At 36.5% G+C, this 20,157-nt stretch carries 22 protein-coding genes and 1 other annotated feature; of the genes, 19 read left to right on the top strand and 3 right to left on the bottom strand.

What is annotated here, in order from left to right; translation table 11 throughout:
• Nucleotides 1-33: 33 nt before the first annotated feature.
• Complete coding sequence (locus FHL05_RS01220; protein WP_153385469.1) at nt 34-624, bottom strand: TetR/AcrR family transcriptional regulator; 591 nt, start codon at nt 622-624, stop codon at nt 34-36.
• A 155-nt stretch (nt 625-779) separates the two neighbouring features.
• Here FHL05_RS01220 and FHL05_RS01215 point away from each other — a divergent pair, with 155 nt between their 5' ends.
• Entirely contained in the window at nt 780-1,376 is a 597-nt protein-coding gene (locus tag FHL05_RS01215; protein WP_238333973.1) for an SIR2 family NAD-dependent protein deacylase, read from the top strand.
• 95 nt (nt 1,377-1,471) lie between these two features.
• Nucleotides 1,472-2,452: an SIR2 family NAD-dependent protein deacylase gene (locus tag FHL05_RS01210; protein ID WP_153385468.1), complete on the top strand. Its 981-nt coding sequence runs from the start codon at nt 1,472-1,474 to the stop codon at nt 2,450-2,452.
• Nucleotides 2,453-2,500: 48 nt separating this feature from the next.
• On the opposite strand, the gene FHL05_RS01205 is transcribed toward FHL05_RS01210, so the two are convergent.
• Entirely contained in the window at nt 2,501-3,802 is a 1,302-nt protein-coding gene (locus tag FHL05_RS01205; RefSeq protein WP_153385467.1) for an N-acetylmuramoyl-L-alanine amidase family protein, read from the bottom strand.
• Between the two features lie 323 nt (nt 3,803-4,125).
• On the opposite strand from FHL05_RS01205, the gene hisS reads away from it, so the two are divergent.
• The 17 genes from hisS (at nt 4,126) to hisC (ending at nt 19,168) form a co-directional block, all read left to right on the top strand.
• Complete coding sequence (gene hisS / locus FHL05_RS01200; RefSeq protein WP_153385466.1) at nt 4,126-5,397, top strand: histidine--tRNA ligase; 1,272 nt, start codon at nt 4,126-4,128, stop codon at nt 5,395-5,397.
• 2 nt (nt 5,398-5,399) lie between these two features.
• Nucleotides 5,400-7,172: an aspartate--tRNA ligase gene (gene aspS / locus FHL05_RS01195; RefSeq protein ID WP_153385465.1), complete on the top strand. Its 1,773-nt coding sequence runs from the start codon at nt 5,400-5,402 to the stop codon at nt 7,170-7,172.
• Between the two features lie 240 nt (nt 7,173-7,412).
• Nucleotides 7,413-7,853: a peptide-methionine (R)-S-oxide reductase MsrB gene (msrB, locus tag FHL05_RS01190; protein WP_153385464.1), complete on the top strand. Its 441-nt coding sequence runs from the start codon at nt 7,413-7,415 to the stop codon at nt 7,851-7,853.
• A complete protein-coding gene (gene msrA, locus FHL05_RS01185) occupies nt 7,854-8,372 on the top strand; it encodes a peptide-methionine (S)-S-oxide reductase MsrA (protein WP_153385463.1) in 519 nt (172 codons plus the stop codon).
• 86 nt (nt 8,373-8,458) lie between these two features.
• Nucleotides 8,459-9,337 carry a YitT family protein gene (locus FHL05_RS01180; protein ID WP_153385462.1) on the top strand — a complete coding sequence of 293 codons (879 nt, stop codon included), beginning with the start codon at nt 8,459-8,461 and terminating at the stop codon, nt 9,335-9,337.
• Nucleotides 9,338-9,462: 125 nt separating this feature from the next.
• Entirely contained in the window at nt 9,463-10,356 is an 894-nt protein-coding gene (locus FHL05_RS01175) for a deoxyribonuclease IV (protein ID WP_153521833.1), read from the top strand.
• 97 nt (nt 10,357-10,453) lie between these two features.
• Entirely contained in the window at nt 10,454-11,290 is an 837-nt protein-coding gene (hisJ, locus tag FHL05_RS01170; RefSeq protein WP_153385460.1) for a histidinol-phosphatase HisJ, read from the top strand.
• A 69-nt stretch (nt 11,291-11,359) separates the two neighbouring features.
• Nucleotides 11,360-11,591 (top strand) — a binding site (T-box leader).
• A 92-nt stretch (nt 11,592-11,683) separates the two neighbouring features.
• A complete protein-coding gene (locus FHL05_RS01165) occupies nt 11,684-12,835 on the top strand; it encodes an ATP phosphoribosyltransferase regulatory subunit (RefSeq protein ID WP_153521831.1) in 1,152 nt (383 codons plus the stop codon).
• Nucleotides 12,828-13,484: an ATP phosphoribosyltransferase gene (hisG, locus tag FHL05_RS01160; RefSeq protein WP_153385458.1), complete on the top strand. Its 657-nt coding sequence runs from the start codon at nt 12,828-12,830 to the stop codon at nt 13,482-13,484. The genes FHL05_RS01165 and hisG overlap by 8 nt, the downstream gene beginning before the upstream one ends.
• Nucleotides 13,481-14,767, top strand: coding sequence for a histidinol dehydrogenase (hisD, locus tag FHL05_RS01155; protein ID WP_153385457.1), 1,287 nt, complete (start codon nt 13,481-13,483; stop codon nt 14,765-14,767). Before hisG ends, hisD begins: the two co-directional genes overlap by 4 nt.
• A gap of 10 nt (nt 14,768-14,777) precedes the next feature.
• Nucleotides 14,778-15,362: an imidazoleglycerol-phosphate dehydratase HisB gene (gene hisB, locus FHL05_RS01150; RefSeq protein ID WP_153385456.1), complete on the top strand. Its 585-nt coding sequence runs from the start codon at nt 14,778-14,780 to the stop codon at nt 15,360-15,362.
• Complete coding sequence (gene hisH / locus FHL05_RS01145) at nt 15,362-15,982, top strand: imidazole glycerol phosphate synthase subunit HisH (protein ID WP_153385455.1); 621 nt, start codon at nt 15,362-15,364, stop codon at nt 15,980-15,982. Before hisB ends, hisH begins: the two co-directional genes overlap by 1 nt.
• Nucleotides 15,963-16,709 carry a 1-(5-phosphoribosyl)-5-[(5-phosphoribosylamino)methylideneamino]imidazole-4-carboxamide isomerase gene (gene hisA, locus FHL05_RS01140; protein WP_153385454.1) on the top strand — a complete coding sequence of 249 codons (747 nt, stop codon included), beginning with the start codon at nt 15,963-15,965 and terminating at the stop codon, nt 16,707-16,709. The genes hisH and hisA overlap by 20 nt, the downstream gene beginning before the upstream one ends.
• On the top strand, nt 16,678-17,436 hold the full coding sequence (gene hisF / locus FHL05_RS01135; RefSeq protein WP_162000156.1) for an imidazole glycerol phosphate synthase subunit HisF: 759 nt from the start codon (nt 16,678-16,680) through the stop codon (nt 17,434-17,436). Before hisA ends, hisF begins: the two co-directional genes overlap by 32 nt.
• Nucleotides 17,436-17,744: a phosphoribosyl-AMP cyclohydrolase gene (hisI, locus tag FHL05_RS01130; protein WP_162000155.1), complete on the top strand. Its 309-nt coding sequence runs from the start codon at nt 17,436-17,438 to the stop codon at nt 17,742-17,744. Before hisF ends, hisI begins: the two co-directional genes overlap by 1 nt.
• A gap of 13 nt (nt 17,745-17,757) precedes the next feature.
• The gene (hisE, locus tag FHL05_RS01125; RefSeq protein ID WP_153385451.1) at nt 17,758-18,090 is read left to right on the top strand and encodes a phosphoribosyl-ATP diphosphatase; all 333 of its coding nucleotides are present in this window, start codon (nt 17,758-17,760) and stop codon (nt 18,088-18,090) included.
• Nucleotides 18,091-18,100: 10 nt separating this feature from the next.
• Nucleotides 18,101-19,168, top strand: a complete 1,068-nt coding sequence (gene hisC, locus FHL05_RS01120; RefSeq protein WP_153521829.1) for a histidinol-phosphate transaminase — start codon at nt 18,101-18,103, stop codon at nt 19,166-19,168.
• Nucleotides 19,169-19,232: 64 nt separating this feature from the next.
• Here hisC and FHL05_RS01115 read toward each other — a convergent pair whose 3' ends face one another.
• Complete coding sequence (locus FHL05_RS01115; protein WP_153385449.1) at nt 19,233-20,054, bottom strand: pyruvate, water dikinase regulatory protein; 822 nt, start codon at nt 20,052-20,054, stop codon at nt 19,233-19,235.
• Nucleotides 20,055-20,157: the final 103 nt, after the last annotated feature.

The raw sequence follows: 20,157 nt of genomic DNA, 5'->3' as shown, positions 1-20,157 counted from the left end.
GTGTTATATTTCGCGCTCTTTATTTCGCGCTCTTTATTTTGAGCTAATTACCTTATATCCACCACTAGTAAATTTATTCAGCAATTGCAAATCGTGATACCAGGCCTCATCTTTGACAAAATGATGTTTCTTATTGATGGCAAAGGAACCATGAATGGCATAAATAAAGAGTAATTCAGCTTCTGATTTGCTAAGCCCGGTTCGTTTTTGAATAGATGGAACAGTTCGAGATTTTTCATGTTTAATAATGCGGCCGATAATATAATCGCTCAGACTAGGATCCATTAATAAATGATGATACTTGGGAGAATCGGCCACTCGTTGACAAGCTGGCAGTAATGACTCGTTTTCTTTTAAGACGTCGATTGATGGATTATCTTCAAAAGACATTGGTTCTACTTCCGTGTTAGAGAAGAGTAGGGCTTCATCAAGAACTTCATTTAAAACGTCAGTCAAATTATCAAAATGGAGATAAAAAGTCGAACGAGTGATTTCTGCTTCACGACAAAGCGAAGTAACGTTTATTTGACTGTAAGAATTTTGTTCGATTAATTTTAAAAAAGCTTTTTTAATGGCATTGATTGTATAGACTGTGCGACGATCTGTTTTACGTTTGTTTTTCATAAAACTCCTTTACATATTTCCTGATCCGTCAGATTAAAAACACTTTTAAAAAGTTGTTCTTAATTTCTGGCGGCTTTTTGTTTAGTATCTAGTTAATAAAATACACGTTGTAAATAATTATACAACTAGTCAATCATTTTATTAAGGAGGATAAAATGAATCAAGAGATAATTAAAGCTAAAAAAATGCTTGATAATAGCGATGCCATTTTAATCAGTGCCAGCAATGGGTTGTCAATTGCAGAAGGATACAACATTTTTGCAGACGATGAGAATTTTCGCAAATATTTTAATGAATTTAAATCGCTCTATGGCATATCCAGTTTGATTCAAGGTGTTTTTGCCCAAATACCGCAAACCGATCACCAGGTATTTATGCATAAAGTCCATCAATTAATGATTGATGATTATCAGCCCAATCAAACCTTTGGCAATTTAAAAAATATCTTGCATCAAAAAGATTATTTTGTCGTGACATCGAATGCTGATACGCATTTTCAATTGAATGGTTTTGACCCAGATAAAATTTTTGAAGTTGAAGGTAATTTTGATGGTCTTGAAATAAAGTCTGTGGCATGGGAGAAGCAACAGACTCGATTTGAAAAATTTATTACTGATTATAAAGACAAGAAAGTTGTGCAATTGGAACTAGGAATCGGCGCCAACAATAAAATGATCAAATTACCATTGATGAGTTTAGTTTCCCAAGATAAATTGGTCCTTCATTACGTTAAATATGTCCAAAGAAATTAACGTGCCTACAGAAATCAGTAACCGTTCAGCTTCATTGGCTGGCGACATTGGACAAACATTTAAGAGTTTATTAGCAGTTGAGGAGAATTGAAATTATGCAAAGAGAACAATCACTGTACGAAAAAATCGTTATGGAAACGCAAGTCAATTATCAAAATTATTTTAACTTATACGCTAAAGGCGGTACACCGGTTGTTTTAACTGAAAATAAACCACTGCCTTATGATGAACAGATCAAGGTCTTTGCCGAAAAGATCAAACAAGCGACTCACGTTATTGTCGGGGGTGCTTCAGGCCTATCAGCTGCTGGTGGTGGAGACTTTTATTATGAGAACAATGATTCATTCAAAAAGTATTTTGGGAAATTTGCAAAGAAATATCCTCTTAAAGGTGCTTTTTCAGGGATGAATTATCCTTGGTCGAGTCGTGAAGAGTTCTGGGGTTACATGGCAACTTTTCTTCACACAACCCAACATGCTCCAGTTAGAAAGCCTTATCGAGACTTGCAAGCTATCTTAAAGGATAAAGACTACTTCATTTTGACAACTAACCAAGATACACAAGCAATTAAGGCTTTTCCTGAAGAGAAGGTTGCCCAGATCCAAGGAGATCACCGCTTTTTCCAGTGCTCTAGGCAATGTAGCGATAAAGTTTGGGATGCGGTTAAACCGGTCCAAGAAATGGTTGATGCCATGGGTGATGATACTAAGATTCCTAGCGAATTGATTCCTAGATGTTCTAATTGTGGTGCTGAGGCCTTTCCTTGGGTCAGAGGCTATGGTAATTTCTTAGAGGGAACAAGGTATCAACAAGAGTATCAAAAGATTTCTGATGATGTTGTAGCTCATTTACATGACAGTCATGTGCTCTTTATTGAATTAGGAGTTGGCCGAATGACACCAATGTTCATCCAAGAACCATTCTGGGCTTTGACTAACAGTTTGGATGGTGCGTACGATATCATGGTCAATCGTGATCACCAGTTTTTGCCAAAGCAAATTGAAAACAAGGGTCAAGCTATTAAAGCCGACATCGATAAAGTTTTGGACGATGTCCGTTTGGAGCTTGGTAAATAAATTTCATTAAAAAAGAGTTTCAACGAAAAATTCGTTGAAACTCTTTTATTATTTAAAGTATTCTTTTAAGCCATTAGTTACATCAGTAGCAACTTGTTGCTTATAAGTATCTGATTTAATGTATTTATAGTCTGACTTGGAATTGATATAGCCTAATTCAATCAAGACTGATGGTTGACTGTTGTAATGCAATACGTAGAGATCTTTTTGTGCTGTACCACGATTGCCGATTGACAAGCCTTTTAATTGGCTATTGAGATCAGTAGCTAATTGACCATCTTTATTCTTGTTGTAGTAGTAAGTAGTTACACCAGAACCGGAATTTGCTTGTGCACTAGAGTCGAAGTGGAGACTGATAAAAGCATCCGCTTGAATCTTACTTGAGAGTCGAGCTCTTGCACCAAGCGATTTACTGTTGTCGCCAGATCTTGTCAAGACTACTCGAGCACCTGTTTTTTCAAGTTGTTCCTTGATAGCCTTAGCATAAGAAAGGGTGAAGTTCTTTTCAAAAGTCTTCTTCTTTGATTCAGCACCAGAGTCATCGCCACCATGTCCAGGGTCAATCACGATGGTAGCCTCAGAAATATTAGTGGCGGCGGATTTAACAGCGCTCTTTGTACCTGTTACAGTTACGACCCAACTAGCAACATAGCCAACTGAACCATCGGTATCGCGAACTTTGTACCATTTACCATTTTTACCAAGATAATCAAACTGTTTGCCAACTTTGACGGTTTTGACGACACGTCCATTTTGGTTAGGCTCAATTCTTAATTTGGTACTTGGTTGAGTAACGGTAACTTTTTTAATGTCATTATCAGAGGTAGTAGAACTATTTGATGAACCAGAAGTTTCTTGAGTACTTTGGATAAAACTAGACTTGACCCAGCCAGCAGTTCCGTTATAAAGAATCTGCGTCCAGTCTTGTTCACGGTACATGATAGTAACCTTTTGCGATTGCTCGATTGTGCCTAAGACATTACTATTAGCATCGGCGCTCTTGAAGACAGTCGTATTTGGTACTTTAACAATACCTACTTTATTGGTTGTCGAGCTTACATCAGTGTTGTCGATCAACCAGCTGGCAACCCAGCCAATTTTGTCACCGGATAATCTAACTTGATACCATTTGTTTTTTTCAGCTAAAATAGCTAATTTATCGCCTTTTTTCACTTGTCCCATATTGGCGTAAGCTAAGCCTGGTCCAACACGGACATTAACTGAATCTGATTGGACGACAACAGCATTAGCACTTGCTAAGGCGACAGTTGACCAACTTGATAGAGCGATTAATAACAAAATAGCAACAAGGATTCGGTTTTTAACAAAAAATTTAATAATTTTTTTCATTTCACTGATTCCTTTATTGTTTAACGACTGATAATCCTATAACTATATATTACTGAATATTTGTCCAACTTGAAAGAATAGAATACTAATTTCTTTGATAAAACTTGACTTTTTTAGTAAATTTGGATATTTTATAACTATATTACGAATCAAGAAAGGTTGTTTTACAGAGAATCTGGTGGCTGAGAGCAGATAACAATTGTTGTGTGACTTTTTTATCGTTCGGCAGGCGTTAACTGCAGCAAAAAAACTAGGTGGTACCGTGCAAATTGCGCCCTTGTCTTATTCAGACAGGGGTGCTTTTTTATTTTAAGGAGGATTTTATGCGTTATCAAAAACCAAAGGGGACGATGGACATTTTGCCCGGAGATTCCAAAAAGTGGCAATATGTTGAATCTATTGCTCAAGATACGTTCAATAAGTATCGTTTTTCGGAAATAAGAACACCGATCTTTGAATCATACGAAGTCTTTGAAAGATCTTCAGGTGATACATCTGATATTGTTTCAAAGGAAATGTATGATTTTCACGATAAGGGTGATCGACACATTGCTTTGCGTCCTGAAGGAACAGCAGGCGTTGTGCGTGCATACGTTGAAAATAAACTATATGGACCTGAACATATCAAGCCTTATAAAGTTTGGTACAAGGGACCAATGTTTAGATATGAACGTCCTCAATCAGGTCGTCAACGCCAATTTCACCAAATTGGTGTCGAAGCCTTTGGTTCAGATTCTCCTGAATTAGATGCTGAAATCATTTCAGTCGGTTTGGAATTTTTGAACCGTTTAGGTATTAAGAATTTGAAGGTTGCTTTGAACTCACTTGGCGATCCCGAATCACGAGCCGCTTATCATCAAGCATTGGTGGATTACTTCACTCCATTTAAAGATCAATTAAGCGATGACTCTAAAGTACGTTTGGAAAAGAATCCATTGCGTATCCTTGACAGTAAAGACAAGGGTGACAAGAAAATCGTGGCTAATGCTCCATCAATTTTGGATTATTTAAATGAAGCATCTAAAGACCGCTTTGAATATCTCAAGTCTCTATTAGACGATTTGGGTGTCAATTATGAGGTTGATTCAACAATGGTTCGTGGTCTAGATTATTACAACCACACGATTTTTGAATTCATGGTCACTGATCCAGCTTTTGACAATAAGGAAATTACTGTTCTTGCTGGTGGTCGTTACAATGGACTCGTTGAAGAACTCGGTGGACCACAGACTCCTGGAATTGGTTTTGGCCTTGGAGTAGAAAGATTGATGTTGTTGCTAAAGGATGAAGATTTGCCTGCAAGTGACGACTTAGATGTTTATTTAGTAACAATCGGTGAAAAGGCAGAACGTGCTTCAGTTAAGATTCTTGTGGGCCTACGTCAAGCTGGTTTTTGTGCCGATAAGGATTATCTTCAAAGAAAAATTAAAGCGCAATTTAAGACAGCCAACAATTTGAATGCTAAATATACCGTGACAATTGGTGACTCTGAATTGGAAAATGACACTGCAAGTGTTAAAAATATGGCAACAGGTGAACAAATCAGCGTTTCACTAGAAAACTTAGCTGAAGAATTGAAAAAGATCGAGGGATAATTATGGAAGAAAGAACAGATTATTGCGGAAACATCACTGAAGAATATGTCGGTAAAAAAGTTTCCCTAGACGGCTGGGTACAACGTCGCCGTGATTTAGGTGGCTTGATCTTCGTTGATTTAAGAGATTACAAGGGTATCGTACAATTAGTCTTCAATACTGATCACCAAGATGTACTTGACGTTGCTGAAACGTTGAGATCAGAATATGTTATCAACGCCATTGGTACAGTTAGACTCCGTGGCGAAGGTGCAACTAATGAAGAAATGACAACAGGTAAAGTTGAAGTTGTTGTTGAAAAAGTTGAGATTTTGAATAAATCACTGACACCACCATTTGAAATCAAAGATGATATCGATTCTTCAGAAGAAACAAAATTGAAGTATCGTTACCTTGATTTACGTAGACCTGAAATGCAAAAAGCTATCAGAACTCGTGCTCAAATCAAGCATTCAGTTAATGAATATCTTTATGACAATGGCTTTATCGACATTGAAACACCAAACCTAACTCCATCAACTCCTGAAGGTGCTCGTGATTACTTAGTTCCTTCACGTGTTTATCCTGGTCGTTTCTTCGCTCTTCCACAATCACCACAATTGTTCAAGCAATTATTGATGGTTGGTGGATTTGACCGTTACTTCCAATTAGCACATTGTTTCCGTGATGAAGACCTTCGTGGAGACCGTCAACCAGAATTTACTCAAATCGATCTTGAAACTAGTTTCATGAGTAAAGAAGAAATTCAAACAGTTACTGAAGGACTTATTGCTCGTGTCATGAAAGATGAAAAAGGTATCGAAGTTAAGACTCCTTTCCCAAGAATCGATTGGGACGACGCTATGGCACGCTTTGGTTCAGATAAGCCTGACGTTCGTTTTGGTATGGAGTTGCAAGACTTAAGTGAAACCTTCAAGGATAGTGGCTTCAAAGTCTTCAAGGGTACGATTGATAATGGTGGTCAAGTTAAGACTATCGTTGTTAAAGGCGGTGCTGATAAGTATTCACGTAAAAATATCGAAAGCTATCAAGAATATATCAAACGTTTTGGTGCCAAAGGCTTAGCTTGGGCTAAATTTAATGACAACGAATTAACTGGTGGCGTATCTAAATTCATCAAGGACCAACAAGATGCTCTAGTAGAACGTTTAGGCCTTGAAAATGATGATTTGTTACTATTTGTCGCTGACAATAAAAAAGTTGTTGCAGACGCTTTAGGTTACTTGAGAAACGCTATTGCTAAAGAACAACAACTTTATGATCCTAACGAATTTGCCTTTATCTGGGTCGTTAACTGGCCATTGTTTGAGTATGATGAAGGAATCAAGCGTTGGACGGCTGCTCACCACCCATTCACAATGCCAAATGAAGAAGATGTTCACTATCTAAATGATGGCGAAGATCCTCACAAAGCATATGCTCAAAGTTACGATATCGTCTTGAACGGTTATGAACTTGGTGGGGGCTCAATTCGTATCCACGATTACAAGATTCAAGAGAAGATGTTGAAAGCTTTGGACTTCACAAAAGAAAAAGCTTATGAACAATTCGGCTTCCTACTAGATGCTTTACAATACGGTTGTCCTCCACATGGTGGTTTGGCTATTGGTTTGGATAGATTTGCTATGTTATTGTCTGGCAAAGATAATATCCGTGATGTGATTGCATTCCCTAAGAATTCTAATGCTACAGAACCGATGACTCACGCTCCATTAGAAGTTTCAAAGCAACAATTAGATGATTTGGGCATCGAAATCAAAAAAGATAATCAATAATATTTAGAATAATGCAGGAGTCATATTGGTAATAACTGATATGACTTTTTTTATATGAAAAATTATCATTGAAATTACTAGTTTATTAGCGGTAAACTTAAAATAACATTAGAAAATTATTCAAATTGTGCACAATTTAACAATCAAACTAACTGCCACAGTAAGATTGTGAGCATAATTCTAGATTAAATTTTTCTGGTGTTTATACTGGAACATGTAATAAAGAGAAGGAGTGATTTTATGGCAGACTACAAAAAAGATTTAACTGGTCTAACTGATGAGGAATATGAGGTGACTCAACACGCTGCCACTGAACGTGCTTTCACTGGTAAGTATGATGATTTCTATAAAAAGGGAATTTACGTTGATGTAACTTCTGGTGAACCATTATTCTCTTCAGCTAAGAAGTATGATGCTGGCTGCGGTTGGCCTTCATTTAGTGAACCAATTGCTAAATTAAAGGAGCATCGTGATACATCTCTAGGTATGGAAAGAACTGAATTGACTAGTAAATCAGCCGATTCACATTTGGGACATGTATTTACTGATGGTCCTGAAGAATTAGGCGGTTTGAGATACTGCATTAATTCTGCTTCATTAAAATTTGTTCCATATGAAGAAATGGATGAAAAAGGTTATTCTGACTACAAAAAATATGTTGAAGATGGGGATGCTGAATAAATGAAAGAAGAAACTGCAATTTTTGCTGGGGGCTGCTTTTGGTGCATGGTAAGTCCTTTTGATCAACAACCAGGTATTATTTCAGTTGTTTCTGGTTATACTGGTGGTCATGTAGCAAATCCAACTTATGAGCAAGTGTGTTCTGAAACTACTGGACATACAGAAGCAGTTAAAATCACATTTGATGCCGATGTAATTTCTTACAAAGATTTAGTTGAAATTTATTGGCAAGTAGCTGATCCAACTGATGCTACTGGTCAATTTCAGGATCGTGGCGACAGTTATCGTCCTGTAATCTACTATGCCAATGATGAACAAAAAGAAATTGCCGAAACGTCTAAAAAGACTCTTGCTGAATCTGGTGAATTCGATGATCCAATCGTGACTCAAATTCTTCCTGCTAAAACCTTCTATGATGCCGAAGACTACCACCAGGATTTCTACAAGAAAAATCCGCTTCGTTATCAAATGGAAGAAATGGGCGGACGTGGTGATTTTATAAAAAAGCACCGTAAATAATATAAATATTATAAAAAGCCTGAAAAAAATCTTAATTGTGCTAATATGTTGTAAGTAACTTAACACAATTAGGAGAATTTATTAGTATGGGTGAATTAGATAAGCTGATCGAAAGGCATCAGTACTTATCAAAAGTTTCAATAGCATTTCTGTATTCAATTGCTGTATCGATTGCGGTTAATATGTTCTGGACTCCGGGTGGGATTTATGGTTCTGGAGTAACCGGTGCTGCGCAGTTGGTTTCAACAATTTCACATCGGTGGATGCCATTTAATATTTCTACAGCTGTTATGTACTTTGTATTGAATGGTCCACTTTTTGTGCTGTCTTGGAGAAAGATAGACCACAAATTTACCGTCTTTACGATAATTGCAGTCGCTTTAGCCAGTATGATGATGCATCTGTTGCCACCAATTAAAATTACGGCAGATCCATTAGTCTGTGCCATCTTTGGTGCGGTTGCCAATGGATTCGGTACCGGAATGGCTTTAAGAAATGGTATTTCAACAGGTGGTATTGATATTCTTGGGATTATTCTGAGAAAGCGGACTGGTAAAAGCGTTGGAACGATAAATATTATGTTTAATATCTTTATCGTTGCCTGTGCCGGATTATTGTTCGGTTGGGTCCACGCTTTGTACAGTGCGGTCAGTATCTTCATCAATGGTCAGGTAATTGACATGATTTATAACAAGGATCAAAAGTTACAAGTGATGATCGTTACTTCTAAGCCAAAGAATGTTATTACGCAGATTCAAAATGAAATGAGACGTGGAATTACTATCGTGCATGATGCCGAGGGTGCTTACAAGCATGAAGAGAAGACAATTCTCTTTACTGTTATCTCTCGTTCAGAGTTGCATGATTTGGAAACGGCGATGGCAAAATCTGATCCGCACGCTTTTGTTAGTGTCACGGATACGGTTAAAGTCATGGGTCGATTCTATCAAGCTCATATTTATTAAAATAAAATTTAAATATATAATCATTTTCTAAATGGGTAGACTAATCATTATTGGTTAATCTACCTGTTTTTTTTGATTGTTTGCCTATGCTATAATTTTCTTTGCATAGGGATGGAGGATTTTAAATGATAATTGGATCACACGTTGCCATGAAGGCACCTAAAATGTTAGCTGGTTCAGCTAAGGAAGCACATAGCTATGGTGCTAACACGATGATGATTTTTACTGGAGCACCGCAAAACACTCGTCGAAAAGATGTTTCGGAAATGAATATTCCTGAGGGTCAGCGTCTATTGAAACTTTATGGAATTGATCATGTTATTGGTCATGCTCCATATATTGTTAATTTAGGTAATACAGTCAAGCCTCAGAATTTGAATTTTGGGATTTCATTTATGCACGATGAATTTAAGCGTTGCGATGCTTTAGGAATTGAAGCCTTAAGCTTTCATCCAGGAGCACATTTAAAAAAAGGTCCAGAAGTGGCTATCAAGCAGGTTGGCCAAGCGTTGAATGAAGCCATTGATCCTAACCAAAAAGTTTCCGTTGCGATTGAAACTATGGCCGGTAAAGGTACCGAAATTGGGACTAGTTTTGAACAAATCGCGGAAATCTTTGATAACTGTGCCCAAAGCGATAAACTATCGGTTACGATGGATACTTGTCATATGAGTGATGCTGGTTATGATATTAAAAATGATTTTGATGGTGTTCTAAACGAATTCGACCATATTATTGGTTTGGATAAATTATCTGTAATCCATTTAAACGACTCAAAAAATGAAATCGGTTCGCATAAAGACCGTCACGAAGACATTGGTTTTGGTACAATTGGTTTCGATGCCTTAAGCTATGTTGCCCACCATCCACAATTGGAGAATGTTCCGAAAATTATGGAAACCCCATATGTGAAAAAAGATGAAAACGATAAAAAGGGCGTTGCTCCTTTTAAAGCAGAAATCGACATGTTAGTAGCTGATAAATTTGATCCAGAAATGAAAAATAAATTAATTAAATAGCCGAGTCGCACTCTAATTTGAGTGCGATTTTTTATTGATTATTTTTTGGAATTAGTATTAAGATACTATATAAAAATAATCAAACAGGGGTGATTCAATGTTAATGGATGGACATACGCACACTGAGCTTTGTCCGCATGGAAGTGGCGAGCCGCTAGAAAAGATGATTTTACGCGCAATTCACATGGGTCTAAAAAAGTATTGCATCACAGAACATGCCCCTTTGCCACCTGATTTTAAAAATAGCTATCAAGGGAGCAAAAGCGGCATCGATGAAGCGTCGATAAGTTTTGACGACTTACCCAGATATTTTGCTTTGACTGAAAAAATGCAAAAAAAATATGGTGACGAAATTGATATCACAATAGGATTTGAAGTTGATTATTTAGAAGGTTTTGAAGATTTCACCAAAACATTTTTGGATGAATATGGACCAAGGACGCAAGAAAACATTTTATCGGTTCACTTCATGAAAGGAACAAATAATAAATTTTGGTGCGTTGATAATGGCGTAGAAGATTTTGAAAATGGTTTTGAAAGTTACATCAAAAATCCTCAAAAGATTTTTAAGCTTTATTATCAAACCATTCAAAAATCGGTTGAAGCGGATTTGGGGAAATATGCTCCACAAAGAATTGGACATATGAGTTTGGTTAGAAAATATCAGGATTATTTTAATTTAACTGAAGATTTAGATGACAATAATTTAAAGTTGGTTAATGATATTTTGTCTAAAATTAAAAGACAAGATCGACAACTAGATTTAAATTTAGCTGGTTTATATAAACCACTGTGCAATGATTTTTATCCAGGGAAACAAATTTTAAATCTTGCTCAAAAACTCTCGATTCCTTTAGTTTACGGTTCTGATGCTCATGATATTGAATCTGTTGGTCGGGGAATTCACTTATTAAAAACTTTAATTAACTATTGACATTTCCAAATTCAGCGCCTATTATTACAACTAAATTAAATTCACTAATATTTTACTAATCAAATTATAATAATAGTCATGAATAGGACAAGTAAATATTGATCCCTCCTCAAGAGAGTTTCAGTAGCTGGAAATGAAACGGAAATTAATGTTGAACACACACCTATGAATAACTTCAAAGCTGAATCAAGTAGGCTTTGACGATACGGGTTCGTTATCCCAGTTGACACAGCCAACATGAGGTTTAATTCGCAAGGATTAAACGAAGGTGAGGTGGAACCACGTAAATTACGTCCTCTTAGCAATTATTTGCTAAAAGGGCTTTTTTATTCTCATTTTTTGTTTTGCTGTTTCAAAATTTATTCGATTAGTAAGGAAGATGGGGGCGTTGAAATGAATAATAATTTATTACCATTAGGAACTCGCGATGAGTTCGGTCAAAGAGCGGTGGTCAAAGAACATCTAATCTCAGTGATTGAAAATTCAATTTCCACTCGTGGATTTTCTAAGATCTCAACGCCACTTTTGGAAAAACAAGCTGTTTTTGAACCATATCAATTAGGCAATTATCAATTGTACCGTTTGCTTGATCAGGAAGGCGAAACCATCGTTTTACGACCAGACATGACTTTGCCCATTGCAAGATTCTTAAGTTCGACCAATGTTTCTTTACCACAAAAATTTTGGTATCTCGGCGATATTTTTAGAATTAGTCGCAAACTCTCGGGTTCGTACAACGAGTTAACTCAAGCAGGGATTGAATTAGTCGGGTATCCCTCAATCAAAGCTGAGTTTGAATGTTTAGTTTTAGTCAATCAACTCAGTCAAAAATTGTTGGATGAGCCAATTGAGTTGGAACTTGGTATGGCAGACTTTGCCGAAGTTGTTTTATCGCAAGTGACGTCCAATGAGGAATTGAAAAAAACCGTAGCTCAAGCATTATTCGATAAACAAATTCCTAAGTATGAACAATTAATTGCACAATTTAAAGATAAATCAGAATATCAATTTTTACTTCAGTGGCCCAGACTTTTTGGTAAACCTGAAAAAATTTTTAAAGAATTAAAAAAATTTGATTTATCCTCTAAGGTTCAACAACGAATCAAAAAATTGCAAGAGGTTGTTTCGTGGGCTAAGAAAAATCTTTTGAACCAAACTTTTTCAATCGATTTGAGTAGTCAGGCCCCACAACAATATTACACAGGATTAACTTTTCGGGGGTTTTCTAAAGCGGGATCAGGATATTTATTCAGCGGAGGTCGTTACGATAAATTATTAGCTAATTTCCAAGATGTGAGTGAATCAGCTGTTGGCATGGGAATCAATATTGATTTAATTACAGATTTAGTCGTCAACAAGACAAAACCAAAAAAGAAGCAATTGATTTACTTCAAAACCAATCAATGGCAAGAAGCAGAGTCGTTGTTGAAGGGTACTCCAGGAGGCATTCTTTCGCTTTCGGACAATTTGAATAATGCTCAAATCGAAGCAAAAAAATTGAATGCAACTTTAATCGATATGACAGAGGGTGAATTTATTGGCTGAAAGACGTTTAAAGATAGCTTTAACCAAAGGACGAGTAGAAAAACAAGTTGTCCCAATACTTGAAAAAGCTGGTATCAATTGCGACCAAATTCGGAATAAACAAAGAAGATTGATTTTTAACTCCGATAGTCAACCTTATCAATTTATTTTAGCTAAGGGTCCAGATGTAACGACTTTTTTAGAACGAGGAGCAGCTGATATTGGTATCGTTGGGAGCGATATTTTAACAGAGCATCAAAGTTCACAGTATGAACTATTAGATTTAAATGTTGGCAGATGTCAGTTCGTTTTAGCTTCAACTAAAGAATTCAATCCGAAAGCACCAAAAAGAAAGATTATCGGAACTAAATATCCAGTAATAACGAAACACTATTTTGATTCTTTAGGACAAGATGCTGAAATTATTAAAATTGAAGGCTCAGTTGAATTAGCGCCTTTAACTGGATTGGCTGATGCAATCGTCGATATTACGGAGACTGGGACAACGATTCGAGAAAACAATTTAAAAATTTTTGATTATTTAGATAAAGTTTCAACCCGATTAGTAGTCAATCGGATGGCTTTGAAACAAAGACCAGAAATGATTTTTGAATTCGTCGATCGACTCAAGGCTGTTGTAGAAAATGAAAAGATGGGGCAAGCACAATGAAAATCGTACAAAAAAGTTTAAATGAATTGGAAAAAATGGTTCAAATGAAGACTCGTCAATTGACTGATCCTAAGGTTGTAGAATCGGTCAGTCAAATAATCAATGATGTGGTTGAAAATGGCGATCAGGCCTTAAAAAAATATGAACAAAAATTTGATAATGTTAACATCGATAATTTCAAATTGAGTCAAGAAACAATTGATCAAGCTTATCAAGCAATCGACCCAGATGTTAAGAATGCTTTGTTATTAGCTAAGAGAAATATTGTTAGCTTTCACAAGAAGGAATTAGAAAATGGCTTTATTGATAGTGAACAGCCAGGAGTGATTCGAGGACAAAAGTTAGTTCCGTTACAAAAAGTTGGCCTTTACGTTCCAGGGGGTACTGCAGCTTATCCTTCAACTATTTTAATGAGTGCCTTGCCAGCCAAAATAGCTGGTGTGAAACAAGTTGTAATTGTGACCCCACCTCAAAAAGATGGCATTTCTAAAGCTGTTTTAGCAGCTGCCAAAATTGCCGGCGTCGATGCTATTTATCAAGTTGGTGGCGCTCAAGCAATTGCTGCCTTAGCTTATGGGACGAAATCCATTCCTCGAGTTGATAAAATCGTTGGTCCAGGAAATGTCTTCGTAGCTACAGCTAAGAAACAAGTTTTTGGTCAGGTCGCGATTGATATGGTAGCTGGCCCCTCAGAAATTGGCATTATCGCTGATGATTCAGCAGATTCTAAACAATTAGCAGCTGATTTATTATCGCAAGCCGAACACGACAAGTTAGCACGACCAATTTTAGTGACCGATAGTTTGAAATTAGCCCAATCCGTGAGCGAGAATGTCGATTCGCAATTAAAGGTTTTGCCACGTCTAGAAATTGCCAGTGCTTCGGTACAAAATAAGGGCTTTATTGCAGTTGTTGAAAAAGTTGAAGATATGTTCACTTTGATGAATACAGTTGCTCCTGAACATTTGGAAATCCAATTAGAAAATCCTACGCAATATCTCAATTCGATTAAAAATACTGGCTCAGTCTTTTTAGGAAAATATGCGTCTGAACCTTTAGGGGATTATGTAGCTGGACCTAATCATATTTTGCCCACTGGCGGGACAGCTAGATTTTCATCGCCATTAGGTGTTTATGACTTTGTCAAAAGAACGTCATTTATTCAGTACACTAAAAAAGCACTGGCGAAAGAGGCTCAAGCAATCACTACTTTGGCCAGAGTTGAAGGATTAGAAGGACACGCAAGAGCAATCGAATCACGTTTCGATAAATATTACGACTAAGGAGATTCTTATGAGAAAAGCAACGATTGAAAGAAAAACGCAGGAGACACAAATAAAAATCAGTCTAAATTTAGATGAGCAAACAGGTATCAAAATTGATACAGGAATTGGTTTTTTGAATCATATGTTGACGCTTTTTGCTAAACACGGACGTTTCGGCTTAGAAGTTGTAGCTCACGGAGACCTCGACGTCGATCCTCATCACACAACAGAAGATACCGGTATCGTTTTAGGCGAATGTTTCAAAAAGGCCCTTGGAAATAAGGTTGGTATTGAACGTTATGGAACAGAATTTGTACCAATGGATGAGACCTTAGGTCAGGTCAGCGTTGATCTTAGTGGAAGATCTTATCTGGTATTTGATGCCGAATTGACTAATCCAAGATTAGGTGGTTTGGATACTGAAACAGTGGAAGATTTCTTTCAGGCAGCTGCCTTTGCAGCAGAAATGAATTTACACGCGCGGATTCTCTATGGTAGAAATACGCACCACAAAGTTGAAAGCCTTTTTAAAGCTTTTGGCAGAGCAATGCGTGATGCAGTTACTATCAACCCAGATATTATCGGGGTCAATTCTACGAAAGGTGTGATTTGATGTTTGCAATCGTTGATTACGATACTGGTAATACATTGAATTTAAAAAAAGCCCTTAATTATTTAAAAATCGATAATAAATTGACAGCTGATGCAGAAGAAATTTTAAATGCTCAAGCAATTATTCTTCCTGGCGTAGGTGCTTTTGAAAGTGCAGTAGAGTCATTAGAAAAACGTGATTTGATTGATACTTTGAAGATGGCCGCTCGAAAAAAAATACCTTTTTTGGGGATTTGTTTAGGGATGCAGCTACTCTTTGAAGATAGCGAAGAATATGGCCTAAATAAAGGCTTAAATTTGATTCCCGGACATGTCTTGGCAATACCAGACACTGGTTTGAAGGTTCCTCAAATGGGCTGGAATCAAAATGTTGTTAAACAAGTCAGTCCTTTTAAGATAATCGATAATCAATTTACTTATTTTGTTCATTCATATTATGCTGATTGTCCTGCACAATACGTTATCTCAGAAGTCGACTATGGTATTAAAATCCCTAGTATCGTTCAGAATGAAAATGTGATTGGAATGCAATTTCATCCTGAAAAAAGCGGTCAAGTAGGTTTAGATTTGTTGAAAAAATTTCAAAAGATGGTGATGGAAAATGATTTTTCCCGCAATTGATTTACATAACAGTCAAAGCGTCAGGTTGTATCAAGGAGATTATCAAAAGGTCACCTTAATCAATAAAGATCCAGTTACTCAAGCTCAAGAGATAGCGAAACAAGGCGTCAATCAGATTCATTTGGTCGATCTTGATGGAGCTAAAAGCGGTCATTTGGAAAATTACGAGATGATAGAAAACATCAGACGACATTTTGCAGGCTTTTTAGAATTTGGCGGAGGAATTAGGGATGAAAAAACTGCCCGCATGTATTTAGATATGGGAATTGACCGAATCATTATTGGTTCAGCAGCTATTGAAAATCCTGATTTTGTCAAAAGATTATTAAAAGAATACGGTGGCAAAAGAATTGTTATTGGTGTTGATGGAAAAGATGGCAAAGTTGCGGTTAATGGCTGGATTGAGCAATCAAACATCTTAATGGAAGACTTAATTAAAGAAATGATGAATCAAGGAGCACAATCATTTATTGTGACTGACGTAGCTCGAGATGGAACAATGACAGGACCAAATTTAAATTTATTAATGTTGCTTAGTCAAAAAATTCCCCAAGCTAATCTTGTTGCTAGCGGTGGCGTTCGTAATAAGAAAGATTTACATAATTTAAGAGCTCTCGGAATTCAAGATGTCATTATCGGTAAAGCTTTATATGAAAAGACAATCACTCTTAAACAGATTGTGGAGGTGGAAAATGGTGTTAGCGAAGCGAATAATCCCCTGTCTTGATGTTGATGATGGACGAGTGAAAAAGGGTATCAATTTTGTTAACTTGACTGATGTTGGCGACCCAGTAGCAATTGCTGCACAGTATCAAAAGCAAGGTGCTGATGAACTGGTTTTTTTAGACATATCAGCGACTAACGAAAAAAGAAAAACGATGTTAGATGTTGTTGAACAAGTTTCTCAAGAAGTTTTCATGCCTTTGACAATTGGTGGCGGAGTTAGTTCAGTTTTGGATATCCAAAATTTATTAAGAGCCGGTGCCGATAAGGTTGCTATCAATTCAGCGGCAATCGATAATCCAGAATTGATTTCTCAAGGTGCTAAAAAGTTTGGCAATCAGTGCATCGTTTCAGCAATTGATGTGAAATTTGATGCTGCTCTTCAAAAATATTTCGTCTACACTCATGGCGGTAAAAAAAAGACCAATCTTGAAGCAATAGCTTGGGCCAAACGAGTCGTGGAACTTGGAGCAGGCGAATTGTTGGTCACAGGAATGGATCAAGACGGAACTAAGAATGGTTTTAACATTTCGTTATATCAAAAATTAAATCAAGCAGTAAATGTTCCCATCATTGCTTCTGGGGGTGCCGGAAAATTACAAGACTTTAGTGAAGTTTTTTTAAAAGCCAAAGTTGATGGTGCTTTAGCAGCCTCAGTATTCCACTATGGCGAATTAACGATAAAAGATGTCAAACAATATCTTAATCAAAAAGGAGTTGTTGTTAGATGATCGAACCAGATTTTTCGAAGGGATTGTTAACTACAGTAGTTCAAGATGACCAGACAAAAGAAGTCTTAATGGTCGCTTGGATGAATCAAGAGAGCTATCAAAAAACTAAAGCGAGCGGTCAAACATGGTTTTGGTCACGTTCAAGAAAAGAATTATGGCATAAAGGTGCCACTAGCGGCAATTTGCAAGATGTTGTAAAGATGACATTAGATTGCGATAAAGATACGTTGTTGGTTGAAGTGAAACCTCATGGTCCAGCATGTCATACGGGGCACAGAAGCTGTTTTTATCAAAGTATCGATGAATAAAGGAGAAATTTGGATGCAAAATTTAGATGAATTATACGAAATGGTCTTAGATAGAAAGAATAATCCTAAAAAGGGATCCTACACTGATTATTTGTTCACTAAAGGTTTGGACAAAATTTTAAAAAAAGTTGGCGAAGAGGCGACCGAAGTCATTGTTGCATCCAAAAACCCGGATAAACCACGTGGAGATGATGAATTAGTTTATGAATCAGCTGATTTGTTATATCACCTTTGTGTTTTGTGGGCTCAACAGGGAGTAAGTTTTGATCAAATCAAAAAAGAATTGGCTAAACGTGAAGGATTGATGAGTCAATTCAAGGATCGTCCTGAAATTAAAGACTTATAGGAGGCAACTGATGAGAGAAGTTATCAAAAAATTACAGCCATATGTCCCAGAAAAGCCTTTAGAAATATTAAAAGATGAACTAGGATTGAAAAAATTAGTTCGTTTGTCGGCTAATGAAAATCCTTATGGGACTTCACCAAAAGTAAAAAAAGCAGTAATCGATTGGACTTATGAACAAAGCAATCGATATCCAGATGGAAATGCTAGTGAATTGCGTCAACTAATTGCAAAAAGGTTTTCATTAGATCCAAAACAAATCGTTTTTAGCGTCGGCTTAGATGAAATGATTGCCATGTTATCAAGGGTCTTTTTGGAACCAGGAGATGAAGAACTTATTTCGACGCCAACTTTTTCAGAATATGCTCTGAATGCCGAAATCGAGGAAGCTTCTATAAAAAAGGTGCCGGTTTTAAATAATGGGGGCATTGATTTTTCAGGGATGCTCGAAGCTGTAAATTCTAAGACTAAGTTGATCTGGCTTTGCAATCCTAATAATCCGACAGGAACTTATGAAACAACTGCAGATATTGAAAAATTTATTCAGCAAGTTCCAAATAAACTGGTTTTAATCGACGAAGCATATATTGATTTCGTTGATCAAGAAAAGCCATCAACTATGGAACTGACTAAAAAATACCCTAATGTCGTTGTCATGCGGACGTTCTCCAAAGTCTATGGCTTAGCTAATTTTCGAATCGGCTATTCAGTCTTTGCCAAGCAAATCGCTGAGCAGATGCAAAAAGTAAGATTGCCATATAATGTTAATTCAATTGCTCAAGTTGCTGCTAAAGCGGCTTTTGAAGATCAAAATTTTGTGGATCAGGTGGTGCAAAAAAATTCTGAACAAAGAATTTCTTTGGAACGATTTTTTAACCGTTTGGAAATAAAGTATTATCAAAGTCAGGCTAACTTTATTTTCTTCAAATATCCTGAAGCTGAAAAGCTGGCTAATTATTTGTTACAAAATGGCTACTTACTCAGAACGGAACTGAAAAAAGACTGGTTAAGATTAACTATTGGCACAAAGGAAGATAATCAAGAAATTCAAAAATTGATTGAAAATTATGGAAGAGAGTAAAAAGAGAGCTCCTTAGACGTGTGAATTAAGTCTAAAGAGCTCTTTTTGATGTCATAAAAAATAATTAGCCTTTTTGATAGCCATTAAAATTAAGCTTTTCCATAATTATAGCAGCTGTCTCTTCAATTGAACGGTCGGCAGTGTTGATTACTGGACAACCGAGTTTCTTATAAATTTTATCTGAGTAATCCAGTTCTTTTTTAATTTCGTCTTCATCAGAGTAGGTAGCATCAGGATTTAGTCCATAAGCTATCATTCTTTGACGACGGATTTTAAGCAAAACATTCATATCATTAGTCAAGCCAACGATTTTACTTCTATCAACGTCCCATAATTGGTCTGGGAGACTCATCGAAGGCCCTAATGGTAAATTAGCTACTCTAATATTTTTATTTGCTAGATAAAGCGAGAGCGGTGTTTTCGAAGTTCTTGAGATTCCTAATAATACCAAATCTGCTTCGAGTAGTCCTTTAGGATTTTGACCGTCATCATTTGAGATGGTAAACTCCATAGCAGAGATCATATCGAAATAATTTTTATCCAATTCGTGCAAGAGTCCTTTTTTACGAATTGGTTTTTGATGGGTCATTTGTGAGAAAGTTCCGATAATTGGATTCAAAATGTCATAGTAAGTGAGGCCATTTTCCTGGCAAAATTTATTGATCACTTCACAGATTTCTTCTGAGACAATTGTGTGTAAAATGACTGAATTCTTGGCTTTAGCCTCATTTAAAATATTTTTTAGCTGTTCGTCGTTTTTAATAAAGGGATATTTAGTATATGTGGTGTCCATTTCAGGAAATTGAATGAATGCTGCTTTAGCAACTCTTAAAGCGGTTTCACCAACGCCATCTGATAGTACAAAAACATTTAATTTTTGTTTCATGATAAATTCCTCCAAAAAAATGTAAAAAATTATTTGAACATTATCTTCTTTTTGTTATAATAACATATGAACTGCAAGAGCAATAGACAGTTACGTTAGAAAT

Origin of the sequence: Companilactobacillus halodurans (assembly GCF_009600995.1) — a bacterium.
GTDB classification, from domain to species: Bacteria; Bacillota; Bacilli; order Lactobacillales; family Lactobacillaceae; genus Companilactobacillus; species Companilactobacillus halodurans.
The sequence above is the reverse complement of the archived record's forward strand: the minus strand, read 5'-3'. Positions and strand labels throughout refer to the sequence as shown.